13 protein-coding genes and 1 pseudogene are annotated in these 18,795 nt (G+C 66.8%); all 14 read right to left on the minus strand.

Features of this window, described 5'->3' with window-relative positions; genetic code table 11:
• Positions 1-263: 263 nt before the first annotated feature.
• The 14 genes and pseudogenes from rbp to rapA all read right to left on the minus strand — a co-directional run bounded on the left by rbp (position 264) and on the right by rapA (position 18,743).
• Positions 264-587 carry an RNA-binding regulator gene (gene rbp, locus ACYQ1H_RS09380; RefSeq protein WP_460027785.1) on the minus strand — a complete coding sequence of 108 codons (324 nt, stop codon included), beginning with the start codon at positions 585-587 and terminating at the stop codon, positions 264-266.
• Positions 588-745: 158 nt separating this feature from the next.
• Positions 746-1,012 (minus strand): RNA recognition motif domain-containing protein, encoded by a 267-nt coding sequence (locus ACYQ1H_RS09385; RefSeq protein ID WP_460027786.1) that lies wholly within the window; start codon positions 1,010-1,012, stop codon positions 746-748.
• Between the two features lie 83 nt (positions 1,013-1,095).
• Positions 1,096-2,370, minus strand: a complete 1,275-nt coding sequence (locus ACYQ1H_RS09390) for a DEAD/DEAH box helicase (protein ID WP_460027787.1) — start codon at positions 2,368-2,370, stop codon at positions 1,096-1,098.
• A gap of 310 nt (positions 2,371-2,680) precedes the next feature.
• Positions 2,681-3,166 (minus strand): hypothetical protein, encoded by a 486-nt coding sequence (locus tag ACYQ1H_RS09395; RefSeq protein ID WP_460027788.1) that lies wholly within the window; start codon positions 3,164-3,166, stop codon positions 2,681-2,683.
• A 56-nt stretch (positions 3,167-3,222) separates the two neighbouring features.
• Positions 3,223-3,732 carry a DUF302 domain-containing protein gene (locus ACYQ1H_RS09400; protein ID WP_460027789.1) on the minus strand — a complete coding sequence of 170 codons (510 nt, stop codon included), beginning with the start codon at positions 3,730-3,732 and terminating at the stop codon, positions 3,223-3,225.
• Between the two features lie 137 nt (positions 3,733-3,869).
• The gene (locus tag ACYQ1H_RS09405) at positions 3,870-5,192 is read right to left on the minus strand and encodes a TolC family protein (protein WP_460027790.1); all 1,323 of its coding nucleotides are present in this window, start codon (positions 5,190-5,192) and stop codon (positions 3,870-3,872) included.
• Positions 5,189-8,296: an efflux RND transporter permease subunit gene (locus ACYQ1H_RS09410; protein ID WP_460027791.1), complete on the minus strand. Its 3,108-nt coding sequence runs from the start codon at positions 8,294-8,296 to the stop codon at positions 5,189-5,191. The genes ACYQ1H_RS09405 and ACYQ1H_RS09410 overlap by 4 nt, the downstream gene beginning before the upstream one ends.
• Positions 8,297-8,304: 8 nt before the next feature.
• A complete protein-coding gene (locus ACYQ1H_RS09415; RefSeq protein WP_460027792.1) occupies positions 8,305-9,378 on the minus strand; it encodes an efflux RND transporter periplasmic adaptor subunit in 1,074 nt (357 codons plus the stop codon).
• 141 nt (positions 9,379-9,519) lie between these two features.
• Complete coding sequence (locus ACYQ1H_RS09420; RefSeq protein ID WP_460027793.1) at positions 9,520-10,683, minus strand: transporter; 1,164 nt, start codon at positions 10,681-10,683, stop codon at positions 9,520-9,522.
• Between the two features lie 14 nt (positions 10,684-10,697).
• A complete protein-coding gene (locus ACYQ1H_RS09425) occupies positions 10,698-11,060 on the minus strand; it encodes a hypothetical protein (RefSeq protein WP_460027794.1) in 363 nt (120 codons plus the stop codon).
• Positions 11,061-11,832: 772 nt separating this feature from the next.
• A pseudogene (gene ppdK / locus ACYQ1H_RS09430) lies at positions 11,833-14,553 on the minus strand (pyruvate, phosphate dikinase); the annotation flags it as partial.
• A 72-nt stretch (positions 14,554-14,625) separates the two neighbouring features.
• Complete coding sequence (gene atpC, locus ACYQ1H_RS09435; protein WP_460027795.1) at positions 14,626-15,072, minus strand: ATP synthase F1 subunit epsilon; 447 nt, start codon at positions 15,070-15,072, stop codon at positions 14,626-14,628.
• A gap of 10 nt (positions 15,073-15,082) precedes the next feature.
• The gene (locus ACYQ1H_RS09440) at positions 15,083-15,808 is read right to left on the minus strand and encodes a cytidylate kinase-like family protein (RefSeq protein WP_460027796.1); all 726 of its coding nucleotides are present in this window, start codon (positions 15,806-15,808) and stop codon (positions 15,083-15,085) included.
• A 97-nt stretch (positions 15,809-15,905) separates the two neighbouring features.
• A complete protein-coding gene (gene rapA, locus ACYQ1H_RS09445) occupies positions 15,906-18,743 on the minus strand; it encodes an RNA polymerase-associated protein RapA (RefSeq protein WP_460027797.1) in 2,838 nt (945 codons plus the stop codon).
• Positions 18,744-18,795 lie beyond the last annotated feature (52 nt).

Raw genomic sequence — 18,795 nt, forward strand, 5'->3', positions numbered from 1 at the left:
CTCTGCGGAAGATGAGTCCATATGTTTTCTTTTAACCAATCGGATCAAGATGCTTCGAATGGTGCCATAAAATACATTATTTGGGTGTGTAGGCCGGATTGGCCACGGTGACGGATGCATCAGTTGCCCCGGCCTTTGGTTCTGACTGCCGGGCGGGCAGGTGTTCCGCCCCGGGAACGGGATCCCGTTTGCCACCAGCGCCTCTGAATGGCGGGCAAAAAAAGCCCGGCGCAAGGCCGGGCCCTTTGTGCCGGGTTGACGGCTTAGAAACGGCGTCCGCCGCCGAAGCCGCCCTCGCGGCGACCACCGCCACCACCACCGAAGCTGCCGCCACGGTCTTCGCGCGGCCGTGCCTCGTTGACGGTCAGATTGCGACCATTGACGTCCTTGCCGTGCAGGGCGTCGATGGCGGCCTGGGCCTGCTGGTCAGTGCCCATTTCGACAAAACCGAAACCCTTCGAACGACCGGTTTCGCGGTCAGTGATGATGCTGGCGGAGCTGACGCTGCCGTGCGGCGCGAACATTTCTTCCAGATCGCTGTTGCTGACGTTGTAGCTCAGGTTGCCGACGTATAACTTCTTGCCCATGAAAACAAAACCTCGAATGAAAAATGAGAGACGCGATGCCGGCCCATTCCCTTGGACGCGGATCGATGACTGACGACGAATGATTCGGTGGCCTGGCGTCCGGGCCCACTGCCGGAATCATGAGAGCCGGCTCTTGAGCCGGCACATTCTGCGAATGCCTAGCGGCGACCGCCACGCCCCCGCGCCTTCGGCCGCTCCTCGTTGACGCGCAGGCTGCTGCCGCGCAGGCTGCGGCCGTTGAGGCCGGTGATGGCGGCGCGAGCCTCGTGGCCTTCCATCTCGATGAAGCCGAAGCCGCGGCAGCGCCCGGAGAAGATGTCACGGGCCAGTTCGTAATTGAAGACGCGGCCGAATTCCGCGAACAGTTCGGTGAATTCCTTTTCGGTGATGTCGGCGGGCAGGTTGCCGGCGTAGAGTCTGATCATGGTTGTCCTCCATAGACGCGAGAGAGAAAGTGACAGCCGGCAGGGGCAAAGCGGGGCGTTGTCCCTGCCGGGACAAGCGGGGCTCAGAGGGCGCCGCGGCGTGGACCCTGGCTGGGGCGTCGGCTGCGCTGCTGGCCGCCACGGCCGGCCGGCGGCTGGCCCCGGCGCGGCGGTGGCCGATGGGCGGGCGCCGGTTCCGCACTGCGCGGTAACGGCTGGATGCCCGCGGGGGTTTCCCGCACCGGCAGCTTGCGCTTCAGCAGGCGTTCGATGTCGCGCAGCTGGGTGGCTTCCTCGCCGGATACCAAGGAGATGGCCTCGCCACCGGCGCCGGCACGGCCGGTGCGACCGATGCGGTGGACATAGTCCGCCGGGACGTCGGGTAGCTCGTAGTTGACGACGTGCGGCAGCTCGCGGATATCCAGGCCGCGCGCGGCGATGTCGGTCGCCACCAGCACCTGGATCCGGTATTCCTTGAAGTCGGCCAGCGCCCGGGTGCGGGCGCTCTGGCTCTTGTTGCCATGGATCACGCCGACCGTGAAGCCGCCGCGCTCCAGCTGCTGCGCCAGCTTGTTGGCACCGTGCTTGGTGCGGGTGAACACCAGCGTCTGGCCCCAGCCGCCGGTTTCGATGAGATGGGCCAGCAGCGGCTGCTTGCAGTCCTTGGCCACCTGGTAGATGCACTGCTGCACCCGGTCGGCGGTGGTGTTCGGTGGCGCCACCTCGACGCTCAGGGGGTTGCGCAGGATACCTGCTGCCAGTTCGCGGATTTCCCTGGAGAAGGTGGCCGAGAACAGCAGGTTCTGGCGGACCTTGGGCAGCAGCGGCAGTATCCGCTTGATGTCGCGAATGAAGCCCATGTCCAGCATGCGATCGGCCTCGTCGAGCACCAGCACGTCGACTTCCTTGAGCCTGGCGTGACCTTGGCCGACCAGGTCGAGCAGGCGGCCGGGGGTCGCGATCAGGAGGTCGATACCGCGCCGCAGCGCGTCGATCTGCGGTTGCAGACCAACCCCGCCGAAGACGACGGCGGCGCGCAGATCCGTGAACTGGCCATAGGCGCGGACGCTGTCGTTGACCTGTGCGGCCAGTTCGCGGGTGGGCACCAGCACCAGCACCCGCGGGGCCCGGCCGGGCCGGGTGCGTTCGCCGGTGCGGCTGAATTCAAGCAGGCGTTGCAGCAGGGGCAGGGTGAAGGCGGCGGTCTTGCCGGTGCCGGTCTGGGCGGCAGCCAGAAGATCGCGACCGGCGAGTACCGCCGGGATGGCCTGCGACTGGATCGGCGTCGGTGCCGAATAGCCCTGCTCCGCGATGGCACGCAGGAGGGGCTTGTCGAGGCCCAGGTGAGAAAAAGGCATGAGTAGAGTTCCTGTGCGCCGGTCCGTTGAGTCGTCCTTGGACGACCTGGGCGCGTTGATGGGGTGATCAAGGCCGGAGCGAACGCAGGAAACGGACTTCCATGGCGTCGCTGGGTTTGCAGGAGGAATCGAAGCGGGGAATCGCCAGGGGCGATAGCTCAGACGAGGGATGGCCGGACGTATCCTCGGGGCCGGTCAGGGACCGTGCCGCGACAAACTGGCGACTAGCATAACCCCATTGTCAGACAATAGCGAATTTATTTTTTTGCCGCCGGGCCAGCGGTCGGGACGACGGGACCGGCGGCGGGCATCAGGGCTGGACCGGGGCTGCGGGTGTGGCGGGTGTGGCGGGTGTGGCGGGTGTGGCCGCCAGCTTCGGGAAGCAGGATTCGGCCTGCTGCCGGGCATCCTTCAGCCGGTCGCGGAAAATCTTGGATTTGGGCGGATCGCGGAACTCGCCGCCCTTCTCGCCGGGTGTATCGAACATGTAGGTGAAGGTGAGGGCCTCGGAATAGTCCTGGAAGCTCATCAGGCTGGCGATTTTGTCGACCGCACAGACACAGTGGTACATGTTGTCGAGATTGGCGCCGCCCCGTTCCGCCATGCATTGCATGACGTATTCGACGCGGGCCTGGGTGGGAAAGTCGTTCGCCAAGGGCCTGGCGGGCGCGGCCTGTTTCGCCCGGGGATTGCTGGCGGCCGGCGGGTGCCCTTTGGCAGCCTCCGCGGTACCGCTGACGGTGGTTCCCAGCAGCGAGGACAGTACGGCGACGGAGCAAGCAAGTTTCGGATTCATCGGCATGACGGGGCGGTTGGCAATGGCGGGCATGATAGTGGAGTGACGGCGCCGGCTCAATCTTCGACCGCGAAGCGGACGATGTCCTTGAGCCGGTCGTTCATCCGGCGGGCGAAGGCGTTCAGGCGCGGATCGGCGGCGTCGGTCGGCAGCAGGTGCGTGGTGACGATCACCTTGCCGTTTTCCGCGCGGACCGCCACATTGCACGGCATCCAGGCCACCGTCGCCGGGGACAATTCCAGCATGACACGGGCCTCGCTGAGGTTGCAGAACTGGATCGTGTCGTAGTCGGGAAAGGCGATCCGTTCACGCTCGCGGATGACGCTGCCGATGTGGTTGTGACCGGTGATGCGGAAGTTGCGTTCGGTGATCGCGACTTCGAGTTCCTGCAGCACGTCCGCATAGGGCTTGGTTGCGGTTTCGGCGGAGAAATAGGCGGGTTCCGGCGGCGCGGCGGGCTGGCAGGCCAGCAACGACAGGCTCAGCAACGAAACCAGGCCGCTGCGGCGCTGGCCCGGCGGGGACTGACGGGCGGCGGGCGGGAATGGCTGGTGGAAGCGTGGCATGGGCGGATGGACCTTGTGGTCTGCGGCGGGAATGCGGTTCGCGAGTATCGGTCAGTCGGCGGCCAGCGGTCACGCCCGCTGCGGCGGTTGCCCTGGCGGAAGGGCGTCCCGCGCTCAAGCCGGCCGGGGTTTTCGACTCAGGGCGGTGGCCGTGACGCGATGGTCCTGATCAGCAATCCCGAGGCCTTGAGCGCATCCAGTTCGGCCTCGGTCTCGGCCCGGCACAGGTCGACGTAGGTCAGTCGCACCTCGGTGCGGGAGCGGGTCGCGTCGAGCAGTTCCAGCAGCGTACCCTTGCCGTACTGGTAGGCGGCTTCCCCCATGGCCTTCAGGTCGGGCAGCCTGGCGAGCACATCGCGTTCGAATTTGCCCCGGGTATCCTGCCGGCGGGCCAGCAGGGCGGTCGCGCGGTCGATGGCGACGCGGGTCTGGGAGGCAATCGCCTGCCGTTCCACGGCCGCCTTTTCCTTTTCCGAGGCCGCCCTGGCCATGCCGCCCTGGCCGTAGTCGAAAACCGGCAACTCCATGGAAAAGCCGCCGAACAGCGCATGGCCATAGGGGCTCTCGGTAAAGGCCGAGCCGAACATGATGGTCGGTACCGGCCAGCGCTCGCTGCGGGCCTTTTCGAGTCCGGCGTCGGCCGCCACCTCGCCGCGCCGGGCTGTTTCGAGCTCGGGGTTGGAATGCTCGGCTTCTTCCCACAGCTTCTCGGCGTTGGCGGGGACGCCCAGGGGCTTCAGGTTTCCCAGCGCTTCCGGGTTCCAGTCCGGCAGGCCCAGCACGACACCCAGTTCGCCGGCCGTACCCAGCTGTTCGTTACGTTCGTTTTCCAGTTGCGCCTCGATGTCGCGGGTCTCCAGGCTGATGCGGAGCACATCGAAATGGCTGGCGGTGCCGGCTTGCTCGCGGCCGGTCACCAGGTCGGTCAGGTGCTGCATCTCGCGGTGGGTTTCCTCGAGAATGGCGATGCGCTCCCGGTCCGCCAGCAGTTTCACGAATAGGCGCCAGATATCGTAGGCAAGCCCGGAAAAATCCGCCTCGACGCCGGCTTCCGTGGCTTCCACCTGCTTTTCGGCGGCTTCGATGCGGGCGCCGCGCTGGCCCGAGATCAGCACCGGAACCTCAAGCACCACCTCGCGTTGCACCTTGCCGTCATACATCGTGTTGGTCTGGCTGATCAGGCCATAGTTGCCGAAGTTGATGCGCGGGTTGGGCATGACGCCGGCCGCCACCACATCGGCCCGCACCAGTTCCACCCGCTGCCGCAGCGCCGCGTAGCGCGGGCTTTTCTCCCGCGCGATGTCGAGCAGTTGCTGGATGGTGACCGCCCTGGGCAACGGGCTGGTCTCCGGCCGGGCAGCCGCCACGGCATGGCCGCTGGTGGCCAGCAGCAGGATCGCGCCGGCGAGGATCGCCCGCCGGCCAGGCCGGCCAGCCGGCCGGAGGAGCGACCGGTTCATGGGATGATCTCCCTCGGCAGGGATTCTTCCGCCGCCGTCCTGATCGAGCGCGGTGCCAGATAGGAATAGATCACCGGCAGGACCAGCATCGCCACCAGGAACGTGGTGAACATGCCGCCGACGATGACCAGCGCGAAGGGCTGCTGGGTTTCGCTGCCGATGCCCGTCGACACCGCCATCGGCAACAGACCCAGCAGTGCCAGCATCGAGGCCATGAGCACCGGGCGCAGGCGTTCGCTGGCGCCGGCCCGGATGGCCTCGCGCAACGGCATGCCGGCCCGCCGGCGCTGGTTGGCGGCGCTGAGCACCAGCAGGCCCATCAGCGAGACCTGGCCGAGGAGGGCGATGAAGCCGATGGCGGCGCTCACCGACAGCGGAATGTGCCGGAGCAGCAGCACGAAGATGCCGCCCGTCATGGCGAAAGGCGCGCACAGGAGGATGGCAATGGCGCTCGCACCCGATTGCAGGGCGGTGTACAGCAGGCCGAAGACGATGAGGACGGCGATCGGCACCACGACGCCCAGCCGGCCCATGGCGCGTTGCTGGTTCTCGAACTCTCCGCCCCAGACGAAGAAATGGCCCTCGGGCGCCTTCACCTCGCGTTCGACGATGGCCATCGCATCGTGCACCACCGAGCCCAGGTCGCGGTTCTCGACATTGAACTTGAGCGCCAGGTAGCGGCTGTTGGCCTCGCGCTCGATCGAGGTGCGGCCGCTCTCGATGCCGATATTGGCGATTTCCCGCAGCGGGATGCGCCCACCGACCGGCGTCGGGACCATGAGCTTGCCGATCCGGTCGATTTCGCCGTGCTCGTGCCGTGGCACGATGGTCCGCACCGGTACCGGCCGCTCGCCCTGCCAGACGTCGGTCAGGATCCGCCCGGCGAGGGCGGTCTCGATGGTGTCCTGGGCGGCATCGACCGTGATTCCCTCGCGCGCCAGGGCATCGCGATCCAGGCGTATCTGAAGCTGCGGGACGCGCGATTCCCGGTAGAGATCGAGGTCGATGACGCCGGGAACCGCCTTGAGGGCGCTCTTGGCCCGTTCGAGCGTGGCCCGCATGCTTTCCAGGTCGGGGCCGTAGATTTTCAGCACCACCTTGCCGCGGACGCCGCTGACCGATTCCTCGACGTTGTCCTTGATCGGCTGGGAAAAGTTGAAGCGTACCCCGGGAATGGCGAGCAGCGATTGCCGCATGCCTTCCACCAGATGTTCCTTGTCGACGCCGGGGCGCCATTGCTCGCGGGGCTTCAGGTGCACGAAGGTTTCGCTCATGTTGACGCCCTCGTTGTCGGTGCCGTCCTCGGAACGGCCCTGCTGGCTGAGAATGCCTGCCACTTCGGGAAAGGCGCCCAGGCGCCGGCGCATGTCGAGGAGGATGTCCTGCCCCTTGCCCAGGGAAATGCTGGACGGCATCTCGACGAAGACGTGGATGTCCCCTTCGTCCAGTTCGGGCAGAAACTCGGTGCCCACGTGGGGCAGGGCGAGCGCGGCGGTGACCAGCAGCAACAGGGTCGCCGCCAGGGTCATCAGACGCCCCCGCAGGGCGATGCCGAGGAGCCTGTCGTAAAGGCCGCGCAGCAGGCGCAGGAAGCGCGGTTCCTGGTCCTGGAAATCACGTTGGCGCATGATGGTGGCGCAGAGCGCCGGCACTAGTGTCAGCGCGAAGCAAAGCCCCCCGACCAGGGCAAAGCTGTAGGTCAGTGCCAGCGGCCGGAAAATGCGGCCCTCGACGCGCTCCAGCGTGAACACCGGCAGCAGGGCCGCGATGATGATCAGCATGGCGAAGAAGGTCGGCTGCGCGACTTCCAGCGCCGCCTGGGCGATCAGCTGGTTGAGGGCGCGGTGGGATGCCGGTCGCTCATGACTGGCGCGGTGTATGACATTCTCGACCACCACCACCGCGCCATCCAGGATGATGCCGAAATCGATGGCGCCCATGGAGATCAGGTTCGCGGGCAGGCCCAGCTGGTAGAGTCCGAGGAACGCCACCAGCAGCGAGAGCGGTATCACCGCGGCGACGATCAGCGAGGCGCGCAGGCTGCGCAGGAACAGCCAGACCACCCCCACGACCAGCAGGAAGCCGTGCAGCAGGTTGTCGTAGACCGTGTGCAGGGTCCGGTGCACCAGTTCGGTTCGATCGAGAAACGCCACCACCCGCATGCCGCTCGGCAGCATGCCGCGATTCAGGGCGGTGACGCGCTCGTGCAGGGCTTCCAGTACCCGGGAAGGGTTCTGTCCCCGCCGCAGCAGCACCATTCCTTCGACCACCTCCCGCTGATCGTCCAGACCCACCGCACCCTGCCGCGGCGTTGCCGCCTGCACCGGCCGCGACACATCGCCCACGGTCACCGGCGTTCCCCCGATGCTTTTCAGGACGATCTTGCGGACATCCTCGGGCGAGCTGAGATAGCCGACGCCGCGGATGACCATCTGCTGATCGCCGTGGACGAAAAAGCCGGCGCCGACGTTGCGGTTCGACTGGGTGATGGCCTGGTTGATGTCCTCCAGCGTCAGCCCGAAGGACTCCATGCGCACCGGATCGATCTCGACGTGGATCTCCTTGAAGAAGCCGCCGAAGGTCAGCACGTCGGCAACGCCCTGCACCTGCTTCAGCACGCGCGACACGTTCCACTCCATTTCCGAACGCAGCTCGTACAGCGAGTGCCTGTCGCTGGTGAGGATGAACTTGTAGATTTCGCCCAGGGGGGTGTAATCGGGTGCCAGCGCGGGACGCACCTCGGCCGGGAGGTCGGCGCTGGACAGACGTTCCGTGACCAGGGTGCGGGAGTGGAAACTGTCGACTCCATCGTTGAATGTCAGGGTGACCAGCGACAGCCCGAACAGGCTCTGGCTGCGCATCTGCAGCATGCCCGGCGTGCCGTTGAGCGCGCGCTCCAGCGGCACGGTGACCTGACGCTCCACCTCCTCCGGCGCGTATCCCGGCATCAGCGAAATCACCGTCACCTGGGTGTTGGTGACATCGGGGTAGGCTTCGATGGGCGTCTCGAGGTAGGCGTAGCAACCGAAGAGCGCGACGACGACGGTCATGACGAGGGTGGCCAGCCGCCGGCTGACGCAGGCTTCGACGAGGGACTTGAGCATGTCGGCGCCTAGAGCAGCAGGGCGGCCTCGCCATCCACCAGCAGGGCGCCGCGGACCACGACCGCTTCGCCGGGCGAGAGGCCCTGCAGGATCGGCGTTTTGCCTTCGCGGGCCTGACCGATGGTGACCGGGCGGGCTTCGAAGGTTCCCGCATCCGTCTCGACATAGACCAGGGTTTCGCGACCGTTGCGGATCAGAATGGCTTCGCTGGGCAGCACGATCTGGCTGGGCGCGGAAACCTTGATGGTGACGCGGGCGTACATGCCCGGTCGCAGGGGCAATCTGGCGTTGTTGGGTTCGATGAACACCGAGGCGCGCCGCAGGTCGGTCTGGATGGCGGCGCTTTCGCCGACGACATGGCCGGCGATCGGATTGGGCAGGGAGGCCAGTTCGATGCTGGCGCTGGCTCCCAGCTCGACCAGCAGCAAGTCCCGCTCGAAGACATCGGCCACGATCCAGGCCGCGGAGGGCTTGCCCAGGTCGAACAGCGGCGAATCCGAGCTCACGGTGGCGCCCACCGCCACATGGGATTTCAGGATGACGCTGTCCATCGGCGCCCGCACCGTGACTTCATTGGCGATGCCGCCACCCAGCAGGTTGAGCATTTCCCGGCTTCGTTGCAGCTCGGTCCTGGCCTGCTTGAGCTGGGTTTCGGCGGCGACGCGCTCGATTTCGAGTCCCACCCCGGCCTGCATCATTTCGACCTGGCGGCGGTACTGGTCCTCGGCGCGGGCCAGTTCGGTCTGGTCGCGGGCATACTCCGCCCGCAGCTGGGAGGCCTCGGCGCTGGCCAGGGTCGCCAGCGGATCGCCGGCCCGGACATGATCACCGATCTGTACGTGGATGCGGGTCACCCGGCCACTGACCAGCGTGCCCGCGGTCGAAATGCCCTGGGAGCGGAACTCGACCCGCGCCGGCGCCGAAATCGTGCTGGCCAGGGTTTCCGGCTGAATGCGCTGTACCGTGATGTAGGGCAGGGATTCCGGCCTGACAGTGACCTTCCGCGGGGACAGGGCCTGCTCTTCCGCCCGGGGCTGAATCACGGGCGGCAGGGCTTGCCGGGCGTCAGTCGCGTCCGCCATGCCGAGCGGGACACCTGCGGGCAGGAGGGCGGCAAGGAGAAGCAGGCAACGATGCGGGGAGTTCATGGGACAGGGTTTTGGAGACGGAATGCTCCATCCCGCCGCATTATAGGTTCGCCAGCTTTCACCAACCTTTCAGTTTCAGAAGGCGACGGCAAAACCGACAAAGCTGATGAGCGCGGGTGTGTACTTGTTGAGGCCGGCGCTGGTCTGGCCATACATGGCCACGCGCGTGTCGATGGTCCAGACGAAGCCGCCACCGATGGCATCCTGCTTGAGGCTGGATACATCCTCGAAGGCACGGTCAGCGGGCGGAATCTCGACGTTGGGAAGGCGGGGCAAGGTCATGGCATTCAGGAATCCATGCACGAACAGGGCAATGTCGCCGTCGAAGAAATCGCGTTGCAAGGCCCACTGGAAACTGAGGCTCCATTCGTTCTCGCGCAGGTAGTTCTGTGATCGTATCGCACCGATATTGTATTCGAGGTCGATATCCAGCGGTAACGACTGGTCGAAGTTGAAGGTGAAGCCGGGTTGGGTGCCACTGTTGGTTGCCGAGTTGCCAAGCCATTGGGTCTGGATGTAGGCCTCGAATCCCGCCGCCGGCACGTAGATGTCGGGCTTTTCCGTCCAGAGCTGGATCTTGGTGTCGAACGCGAGAGGGGAGAAGGACCAGTCCGAGTAGGGCCTGCCGGTCCAGGCAGGCCCGTTGCCGAATACGCGCAGTTCGATGTTGTCGGTCGCGCCGTAGCGCAGCAGGAATTCCATGTTGTACTGCTCCGGACTGCCTTGGGCCAGGCCGTAATAGGTGAATGGCGAGAATTCCAGGTATACCCGGCCCTGCGGCAGGGTGAAGGCGCTGTTGGGGAAATTCGCCAAGTCCGGGCCGGGGTTGGCGATATCGGGATTCAGGCGCCAGGCTTCGATGTTTTCCGGCAGTCGGGCGCGCGAGCGGTTGTAACGGCCCTTGAGAAAATAATCGCTGTCGATGTTGGCGGATGGATTGGTGTAATGCTTGAACCGGCCGTATTCGTCGAAACGCGGTACGGATTCGGGCGGCGTCCCGTCGCGGGCCAGGCCCCTGTGCCAGGTGTTCCGGGCGTACTGCCGCCCGTATTGCCGGAAGGCATCGAACTGGGTGTCGCGGTAGGGTTCGATGATCAGCGGCTGGGCGGGGGCGTCGGGGAGCTCCGGCGACGAGAGGGGCTCCGGTTCGAAGGGGGCGGCGAGGGTCGCGCGGGCGGGCCAGAACAGGGCGAGGCCGAACATCAGCCCGGTGAAAACCGACGACAGGCCGCGCGTCATGGAGCCAGTGCGGGTCAGTGGATCAGAGGAATCTCTTCCTCGATGCCGGCATCGATGAACGCCTTGATTTTCTCCTCGATCTGGACGAAGCGCGCCAGTTCCAGCGGCGGCAATAGTTTCTCCAGTTCCGCCACCATGCGCTGGAGCAGCCGCAGGCGGTCCTCCTCCATGGCCAGCTTCCGGGCGACATAGTCGCGGGCGTCCTCGTCGGACATGTTGTCGTAGTTCTCGCCGAGATCGCCGAGGATCTCGTGGTGGCGGTCGCGGATGCTGTTCAGCGCGGCCAGGTAGCGCTCGTAGCGTGGCCAGAACTGCCCGGCGACCTCCGGTTTCAGCCGCAGCGACTGGCGCATCAGCTGTTTCCGGAGTTCGACCATGCGTGCATCGCCGGCCGCCATCTCCTGATCGATGGCGGGCGCAGCATGGGCAAGGGGACGGGTCGCGGCCGCGACCGTCGCCAGGATCGCGGCCGCGGCCAGCCGGGTGGAGCGGCGGATCAGGGGCTTACTCCTTCGGTGGCTTGTCCACGTAGTCGATGAAGCGGCGCATGTTCCGGCGCAGCTTCCTCCAGCCCGACAGCGGCGGCTCTTCCGCCGTGGGCCGGGGGGTGGTGGCTGCCGGCGCCGGCACCGGCACCTCCGGCGCGGATACGCTGGCGGCTGCTGGTGCTGGTGCTGGTGCTGGTGCTGGTGCTGGTGCTGGTGCTGGTGCTGGTGCTGGTGCTGGTGCTGGTGCTGGTGCTGGTGCTGGTTCGGGCCGGAGCGGCTCGGGTTCGACGATCGGTACGACGGGCGCCGGCGGCATTTCTGGTTCTGCCGCGATGGCGGCCGGCGGTACCGGCGCCGGCGCGACAGTCGCAGCGGCCGCCAGGGAGTCGATATAGGACTGGACGCTGGTCCTGGGGGCCGGCTGGGGAGCCGGGGCGGCGGTCGTGGTCGGCGGTACGGCTGACGCCGCGACGGGTTCGGGGGTCTGCGCCGGAGCTACAGCCGGAGCCGGCATTGACACGGCTGGCCTGACGGGCGGGGGTGCGGCGGCCGGCGTCGTGGCTGGCTCGGCGGCCGGCGCGGCAGCGGGCGCCTGGCCGGCATTCATGACCACCAGCCCGGCCCGCAGGGTTGGCGCTGCCGCCGGAATGCCGCGCGCCTGCAGCATGGCCTGTGCCGCCGCCAGCCGTGCCACCGGTACCCGATGCGGGGAACAGGACACGTAGTTGATGCCGATTTCGTGGCAGAAACGGATGGAGTCGGGATCGCCGCCCTGCTCGCCGCAGATGCCAACCTTGAGGTCCGGGTTGGTGGCCCGGCCGGAGGTCACGCTCATCTGCATCAGCACGCCCACGCCCTTGACGTCCAGGGTCTCGAACGGATTGTCATGCAGGATGCCGGTGTCGGTATACAGGGGCAGGAACTTGTTTTCGGCATCCTCGCGCGAGAAGGAATAGGCCGCCTGAGTGAGGTCGTTGGTGCCGAAGGAGAAGAACTCCGCCAGCTGTGCCAGGTCGGCCGCGCGGGTACAGGCCCGTACCGTCTCGATCATGCTGCCGAACCTGAAGCTCAGCGGGATGCCGTAGCGCGCCTCGACCTCGGCGCGCACCTTGTCGGCGCTGGCACGGACGCGCTTGAGTTCCTGCACCGTGATGACCTGCGGCACCATGATTTCCGGACATACGGCAATCCCGGCCCGGAGGCAGCCGGCCTCGGCCTCCAGGATGGCGCGGATCTGCATCTCGTAGATTTCCGGGTAGGTGATGCCGAGACGGACACCACGATGCCCGAGCATCGGGTTGACCTCGTGCAGGTCGCGGACCTTCTTCAGCATCAGTTCCTTGCGGGCGATGATGCTGTTGACGAGGTCCTCGTTGATGCCGGCATCGGCTTCCTGGGCCAGGTTCAGCGCGTTGACGGCGGCCAGGGCGGTGGTGCGGCCCTTGACCACCAGCCGGTATTCCCTGAGGGCCTCGATCTCGTCCAGCAGCTGCGCTTCGCTGGGCAGGAACTCGTGCATGGGCGGGTCAAGCAGCCGTACCGTGACCGGGTTCGGCGCGACGATGCGGAACATTTCCTCGAAATCCTGGCGCTGCATCGGCAGCAGCTTGTCCAGGGCGGCCTGGCGCTCCTCCAGGGTGCGGGCCATGATCATCTCGACCACCACCGGCAGCCGCTCGCTGGCGTTGAACATGCGCTCCGTGCGGCACAGGCCGACGCCCCTGGCGCCGTACTTGACGGCCACCCTGGCCATCTCGGGGGTGTCGCCGTTGGCCATGACCTTGAGCCGGGCCTTTTCGTCGGCCCAGCCGAGCAGGGTGTTCAGTTCGTCCGAGAACTCCGGCGGCAGGGTCGGAATCTCGCCCAGATAGACGTAGCCGTTGGAGCCGTCGATGGTGATGACGTCGCCCTCGCGCAGGACGATGTCGCCGATCCTGGCCAGCCGCGCCCGGCTGTCGACGGCGATGCCCTCGGCGCCGGCGACGCAGGCCTTGCCCATGCCGCGGGCGACCACGGCGGCGTGCGAGGTCTTGCCGCCGCGGCTGGTCAGGATGCCCTGGGCGGCGAAGAAGCCGTGGATGTCCTCCGGCTTGGTCTCCTCGCGTACCAGGATCACCTTCTCGCCGGCACGGCCGAGCATCTCGGCCTGGTCGGCGTCGAACACGCAGCGGCCGCTGGCGGCGCCGGGCGAGGCCGGCAGGCCCTGGGCCAGCGGCGTCTGGCTGTGGTGCGGGTCGAGGCGCGGATGCAGGAGCTGCTCCAGCAGGGCGGGATTGACCCGCAGCAGCGCCTGGTCCTTGCTGATCAGCCCCTCGGCGTACATTTCGACCGAGGTGCGCACCATGGCGGTGGCGTTCATCTTGCCGTTGCGGGTCTGCAGGCAGTAGAGCACGCCTTTCTCGATGGTGTACTCGTAGTCCTGCACCTCGCGGTAATGCGCTTCCAGCTTGTTGCGCAGTTCGACCAGCTGGTGGTACATCTCCGGCATTTCGTGCGCCATCTCGGCAACCGGCTTGGGCGTGCGGATACCGGCGACGACGTCCTCGCCCTGGGCATTGACCAGGTACTCGCCGTACATCTCGTTCTCGCCGGTGCCGGGATTGCGGGTGAAGCCGACGCCGGTGGCGCAGTCGTTGCCCATGTTGCCGAACACCATGGTGACGACGTTGACCGCCGTGCCGTTGGCCATCTCCGGGGTGATGTTGAACTCGCGCCGATAGTCCACCGCGCGCTTGCCCGTCCAGGAATTGAAGACCGCCTGGATGGCCAGCTCGAGCTGCTGGTAGGGGTCCTGCGGGAACGGGCGCCCGGTCTGTTCCTGCACCACCTGCAGGAACAGCTGGCCGATCTCGCGCAGGTCGGCGGCGCTCAGGCCCACGTCGACCTTGACCCCGGCGCGGCGCTTGACGGCCTCGAAATGCTCGTCGAAACAGTGCTCGTCGATGCCCAGCGCGATCTTGCCGAACAGCTGGATGAAGCGGCGGTAGGCGTCGTAGCCGAAGCGCTCGTTGCCGGTCAGGCGGATCAGTCCCTGCAGGGTGGTCTCGTTGAGGCCCAGGTTGAGGATGGTATCCATCATGCCGGGCATGGACAGGGCCGAGCCCGAGCGCACCGAGACCAGCAGCGGATTGCTGTCCCCGCCGAACTGCTTGCCGGTCTGCTGCTCCAGCAGCTGGATGTTGCGCAGCACCTGCTCCATCAGCTCCTGCGGCAGGACTTTCCGCTCCAGATATTCGAGGCAGGCCTCCGTGGTGATGACGAAACCCGGCGGTACGTTCAGGCCAATCTGGGTCATCTCGCAGAGATTGGCGCCCTTGCCGCCGAGGAGCCGCTTGTTCTTGCCGTCTCCCTCGCTGAATGCGTAAACGTATCGCTTGTGCATGATGGTTCCTTGGTGCGGAGAAGTGGATGGAGGCTGGTTCGGTGATGGGGAAGCCGGGTGTCCTGCGCTATTTTAGCGTCGGTCTCTTTTCAGTCGATGAATTTCGGCGTGTTGCAGGACCTGAAGCTGGGCGAGGGCGCGGGCCAGGTTGAGCCTGGCGAGGTCGCGGTCCTCGAGGGCATGACTCTGGCGCAGCGCCTGCTCGGCCTCGTCCCGGGCCGCCTGCGCCTGCGTCCGGTCGATCTCGCTGCTGCGCAGCGCCGCGTCGGCAAGGATGCTGACGGCACTGTGCCGGACTTCCATGAATCCGCCCGAGACGAAGTAGAAGTGGTCGTCGCCGGACGCGGTATGCACGCGCACGGTGCCCGGGCGCAGGTGGGTCAGCAGCGCCGCATGGCGCGGCAGGATGCAGACCTCGCCGCCGGCCGCGGGTGCGGTCACGTGCTGGCAGCGGCCGGAGAAGATCAGCCGGCCGACGTCGACGATGTCGACTTGCAGCAGTGGGGGGTGGTTGTCCATCGGGTCGGGTTCAGTGGGACGGCGCCCTGGCCGCCGGCTTGCTGAGGTCGAAGCCGGTCTGCTGGAGCGCCAGAAGAATGATGGGTACGGCCTTCTCCGCCGCGATGCGGTCGGTGTTCAGGATCAGATCAAAATTCTTGGCGTAATTCAGCGAGCAGTGCTCGTAGCTGTCCTTGAACAGATTCTCGATCGATTTGTGGCGTTTGTTGTTGATCTCGTAGACCTTGCGCTCGGCCGCCTCCAGCGGCAGGCCATTCTCCTGGGCGACCCGCTTGGCGCAGATAAGGCGCGAACCGACGATGCGCAGACGGAAGGTCCGCTTGCCGGACAGGATCAGGTGGGCGCCGCGCCCGACCAGCACACAATCCCGCTGGGCCAGTTCGAGCACCGACTCGAACAGCGCCCGCCGGTAGATTTCGAGGTTGCCGGCGCTGCCGGTCAGCAGGCTGAAGATGAAGTTGGAGACGCTGGAGGAGCGGCAGTCGCCGATCTCGGCAAAGTGCAGCGGATCCACCTTGGCCTTGCGCGCCGCCAGCTCGAGGATTTCCCGGTCGTAGAGCGGTACCGAGAGCTTCTCCGCCAGCTGGTGGGCGATCTCGTCGCCACCGGCGCCATAGTCGCGCGAGACGGTGACGATCAGGGGCGGTCGGGACGGCTTGCCGGGGCGCGCCTGGGCGTGGGCCTCTTCCGTCGCGATCAGGGTCTTGAGGAAGGTGTAGGGATCGTTGCCGGACATGAGGCCTCCTCCTGGATCGGTGATGTGCGCGGCCATTATGGCAGCTCCCGCGTCGATCCCGCAGGCAGGGATCGCCGCCTTCCGCCGGGGTCGGATCTCAGGCGGTGACGATCACCCGGACCGCATCGAGCCGCTGCCGGCCGGCCTGGATGCTGGCATGCATGTCCAGCGCATGGGCCTTCAGCTGGTCCAGTTCTTCCTGGCGGACGTTCGGGTTGACCTTGCGCAGGGCGGCCAGCCGCTTCAGTTCCCCGGTCATGGCGCCCAGCATGCGGCTGATGGCCGCTTCGAGGATGCCGGGTACCTGTTTCCTGGCCCGCGCCTCGGCGCGCTTGATGGCGGCTTCGATGGGCTTGCGCTGGGCCCGCAGCAGTTCCAGGGCATGCTCGCGGTCGAACTGTCGCGGGACCCGTTCTAGGCTTTCGAAGGGCAGGTGGCTGAGATCGTTGCCCTCATGGTCCAGCAGGGTGCGGATCAGCACCGGCGGGAAGAAACGGGCGATGTGCAGGTGTTTCGGCGCACTGCAATCGACCACATGGAAGCATTCCACCAGCAGCTGCCCCGGGTCGAGATCGGGATGCCGCAGGATGCTCAGGGCGGCGTTGCCGTGCTCGCTGTTGAGGATGATGTCCATGGCGCCGCGCACCATCGGGTGCTCGAAGCTGAGGAACAGGATGTCCTCCCGCGACAATCCGGTGTCGCGGTCCAGCGTCACCGTCACGCCCTCGTCGGGCAGTTCCGGGAACTGCATGCGCATGTGCTCGCCGGGTCTCAGGATCAGGCAACGCTCGGAGTGTTCCTCGACGCTGATGCCGTAGGCGTCGAAGACCCGCTCCAGCCATGGCCACAGGGTCGGGTCGGCGTCCTGCGCGTGCAGGGCCTCGACCAGCCGCCGGGCCTCCGCCTCGCGGCAGGAATTGAGTTCCAGCAGGCGGTCGCGGCCCTGCTGCAGGGCGGCCTGGGTTGCCCGCGACAGGACGCCGGCCTCCGCCAGAAGCGCCGCCTCGCCGGCCGGATCGGGGTTGGCCAGCAGGTCCAGCAACCGCGCCTGCAGTCGGGCATGGACGGTCGGCGCAGCCGGGTTGAGCTGCTCGAAGGCGCCCAGGCCATCCTGGTACCAGTGGTAGAGCGTCTCCTGGGCGCTGTTCTCCAGGTAGCCGAGATGGATCTGGATGGTCTCGCTCTGGCCGATGCGGTCCAGCCGCCCGATGCGCTGTTCCAGCAGGTCGGGGTTGAGCGGCAGGTCGAACAGGACCAGATGGTGGGCAAACTGGAAATTGCGGCCCTCGCTGCCGATTTCCGAGCAGACCAGCACCTGCGCGCCGTCCTCCCGGTCGGCGAACCAGGCCGCGGCCCGGTCGCGGGCGACGATGCTGAGCCCTTCGTGGAACGCGGCGGCGCGGATGCCGGCGATGCGCAGGGTTTCCTCCAGGTCCATGGCCGTCTCGCGCTGCGCACAGATGACCAGCGTCTTGGCCTGGCGCAGGGATTTGAGGGTCGCCGTCAGCCAGGCCACGCGCGGGTCCTGCCGCCACCATTGGCCATCGGCTGTCACCCAGCGCTCCGGCCACAGCCGCTGTTCGGGCGACAGGCCGGGGCTGGCCAGCGCCACCCCGTAATGGGCGGGCAGCGGCAGCGCCGTGGGCAACAGCCGGCGTCCCGGAAAACCCTTGACCGTGGCGCGGGTGTTGCGGAACAGGATGCGGCCGGTGCCGTGGCGGTCCAGCAGCAGCTGGGTCAGCGCCTGCCGCGCGGCCTGGCTGGATGCGGGATCGTCCAGGCGCTCCAGCAGGTCATCGGCCAGATCCTCGGCCAGCAGCTCGCGCAGACGGCCGAGCTGAGTCCGGTCCAGCACCGCATCGTCGAGCAGATGCTGGATGACATCGGCCAGGCCCGCGTAGTCGCGCTCCTCGGCAAGAAACGGCTCGTAGCTGTGGAAGCGGTCCGGATCCAGTAGCCGCAGACGGGCGAAATGGCTTTCCTTGCCCAGCTGTTCCGGCGTGGCGGTCAGCAGCAGCAGCCCAGGGACCTGCTTGCCGAGGCTCTCGACGAAGCGATATTCGGGGCTGGGCGCTGCCTGCGACCAGCCGAGGTGATGGGCCTCGTCGATCACGCAGAGATCCCAGCCGGCGGCGATGGCGTCGCTCTGGTGCTGGGGCGAGGCCATCAGGAAGTCCAGGCTGCACAGCACCAGCTGCTCGCTCTGGAAGGGATTCGGCTCGCCGGCCTCGCGGTAGCGCTCGGCGTCGAAGAGGCTGAAGCGCAGGTTGAAGCGGCGCCGCATTTCTACCAGCCACTGGTGCAGCAGCGGTTCGGGCACGACGATGAGCACGCGCTCGGCCCGGCCGGTGATCAGCTGGTGGTGGAGGATCAGGCCGGCCTCGATGGTCTTGCCCAGGCCGACTTCGTCGGCCAGCAGCACGCGCGGCGATGGGCGGTTGGAGACCTCGTGGGCGATGAACAGCTGATGCGGAATCGGACTGGCGCGCCCGCCGCAGAGTCCGCGCACCGGCGACTGCTCCAGCCGGCCGATCAGCCGCACCGTGTCGTGGCGCAGGTTGAACAGCTCGGCGCTGTCCAGCTGGCCGGTGAACAGCCGTTCCTGCGGCTTGTTGAATTGCAGATGGGGGTTGAGGTCCACTTCCTCCAGTGCGAGCGGTTCGCCATCCTCGTCGCGGCCCCGGTAGGTGAGAAGCCCGTCCTGCTCATCCACGGCGGTCACCGTCATGCTCCAGCCGTCCTGGCTCTGCACCTGGTCGCCCGGGGCGAAGCGGACGCGTGCCAGCGGGGCATTCCGCGTCGCGTAGATCCTGCGGTCGCCGGCGGCCATGAACAGCAGGGTCACACGGTTGCCCTCCTCCGACAGCACGATGCCGAGGCCGAGTTCGGGTTCTGTCTCGCTGATCCAGCGTTGTCCGGGGACGAAGTCAGGCAAGGGATGAATCTCCGTGGGTCAGGTTGGGACGGGACATGTCAGGCCGGCGATT

This window comes from Methyloparacoccus murrellii, from assembly GCF_054657115.1.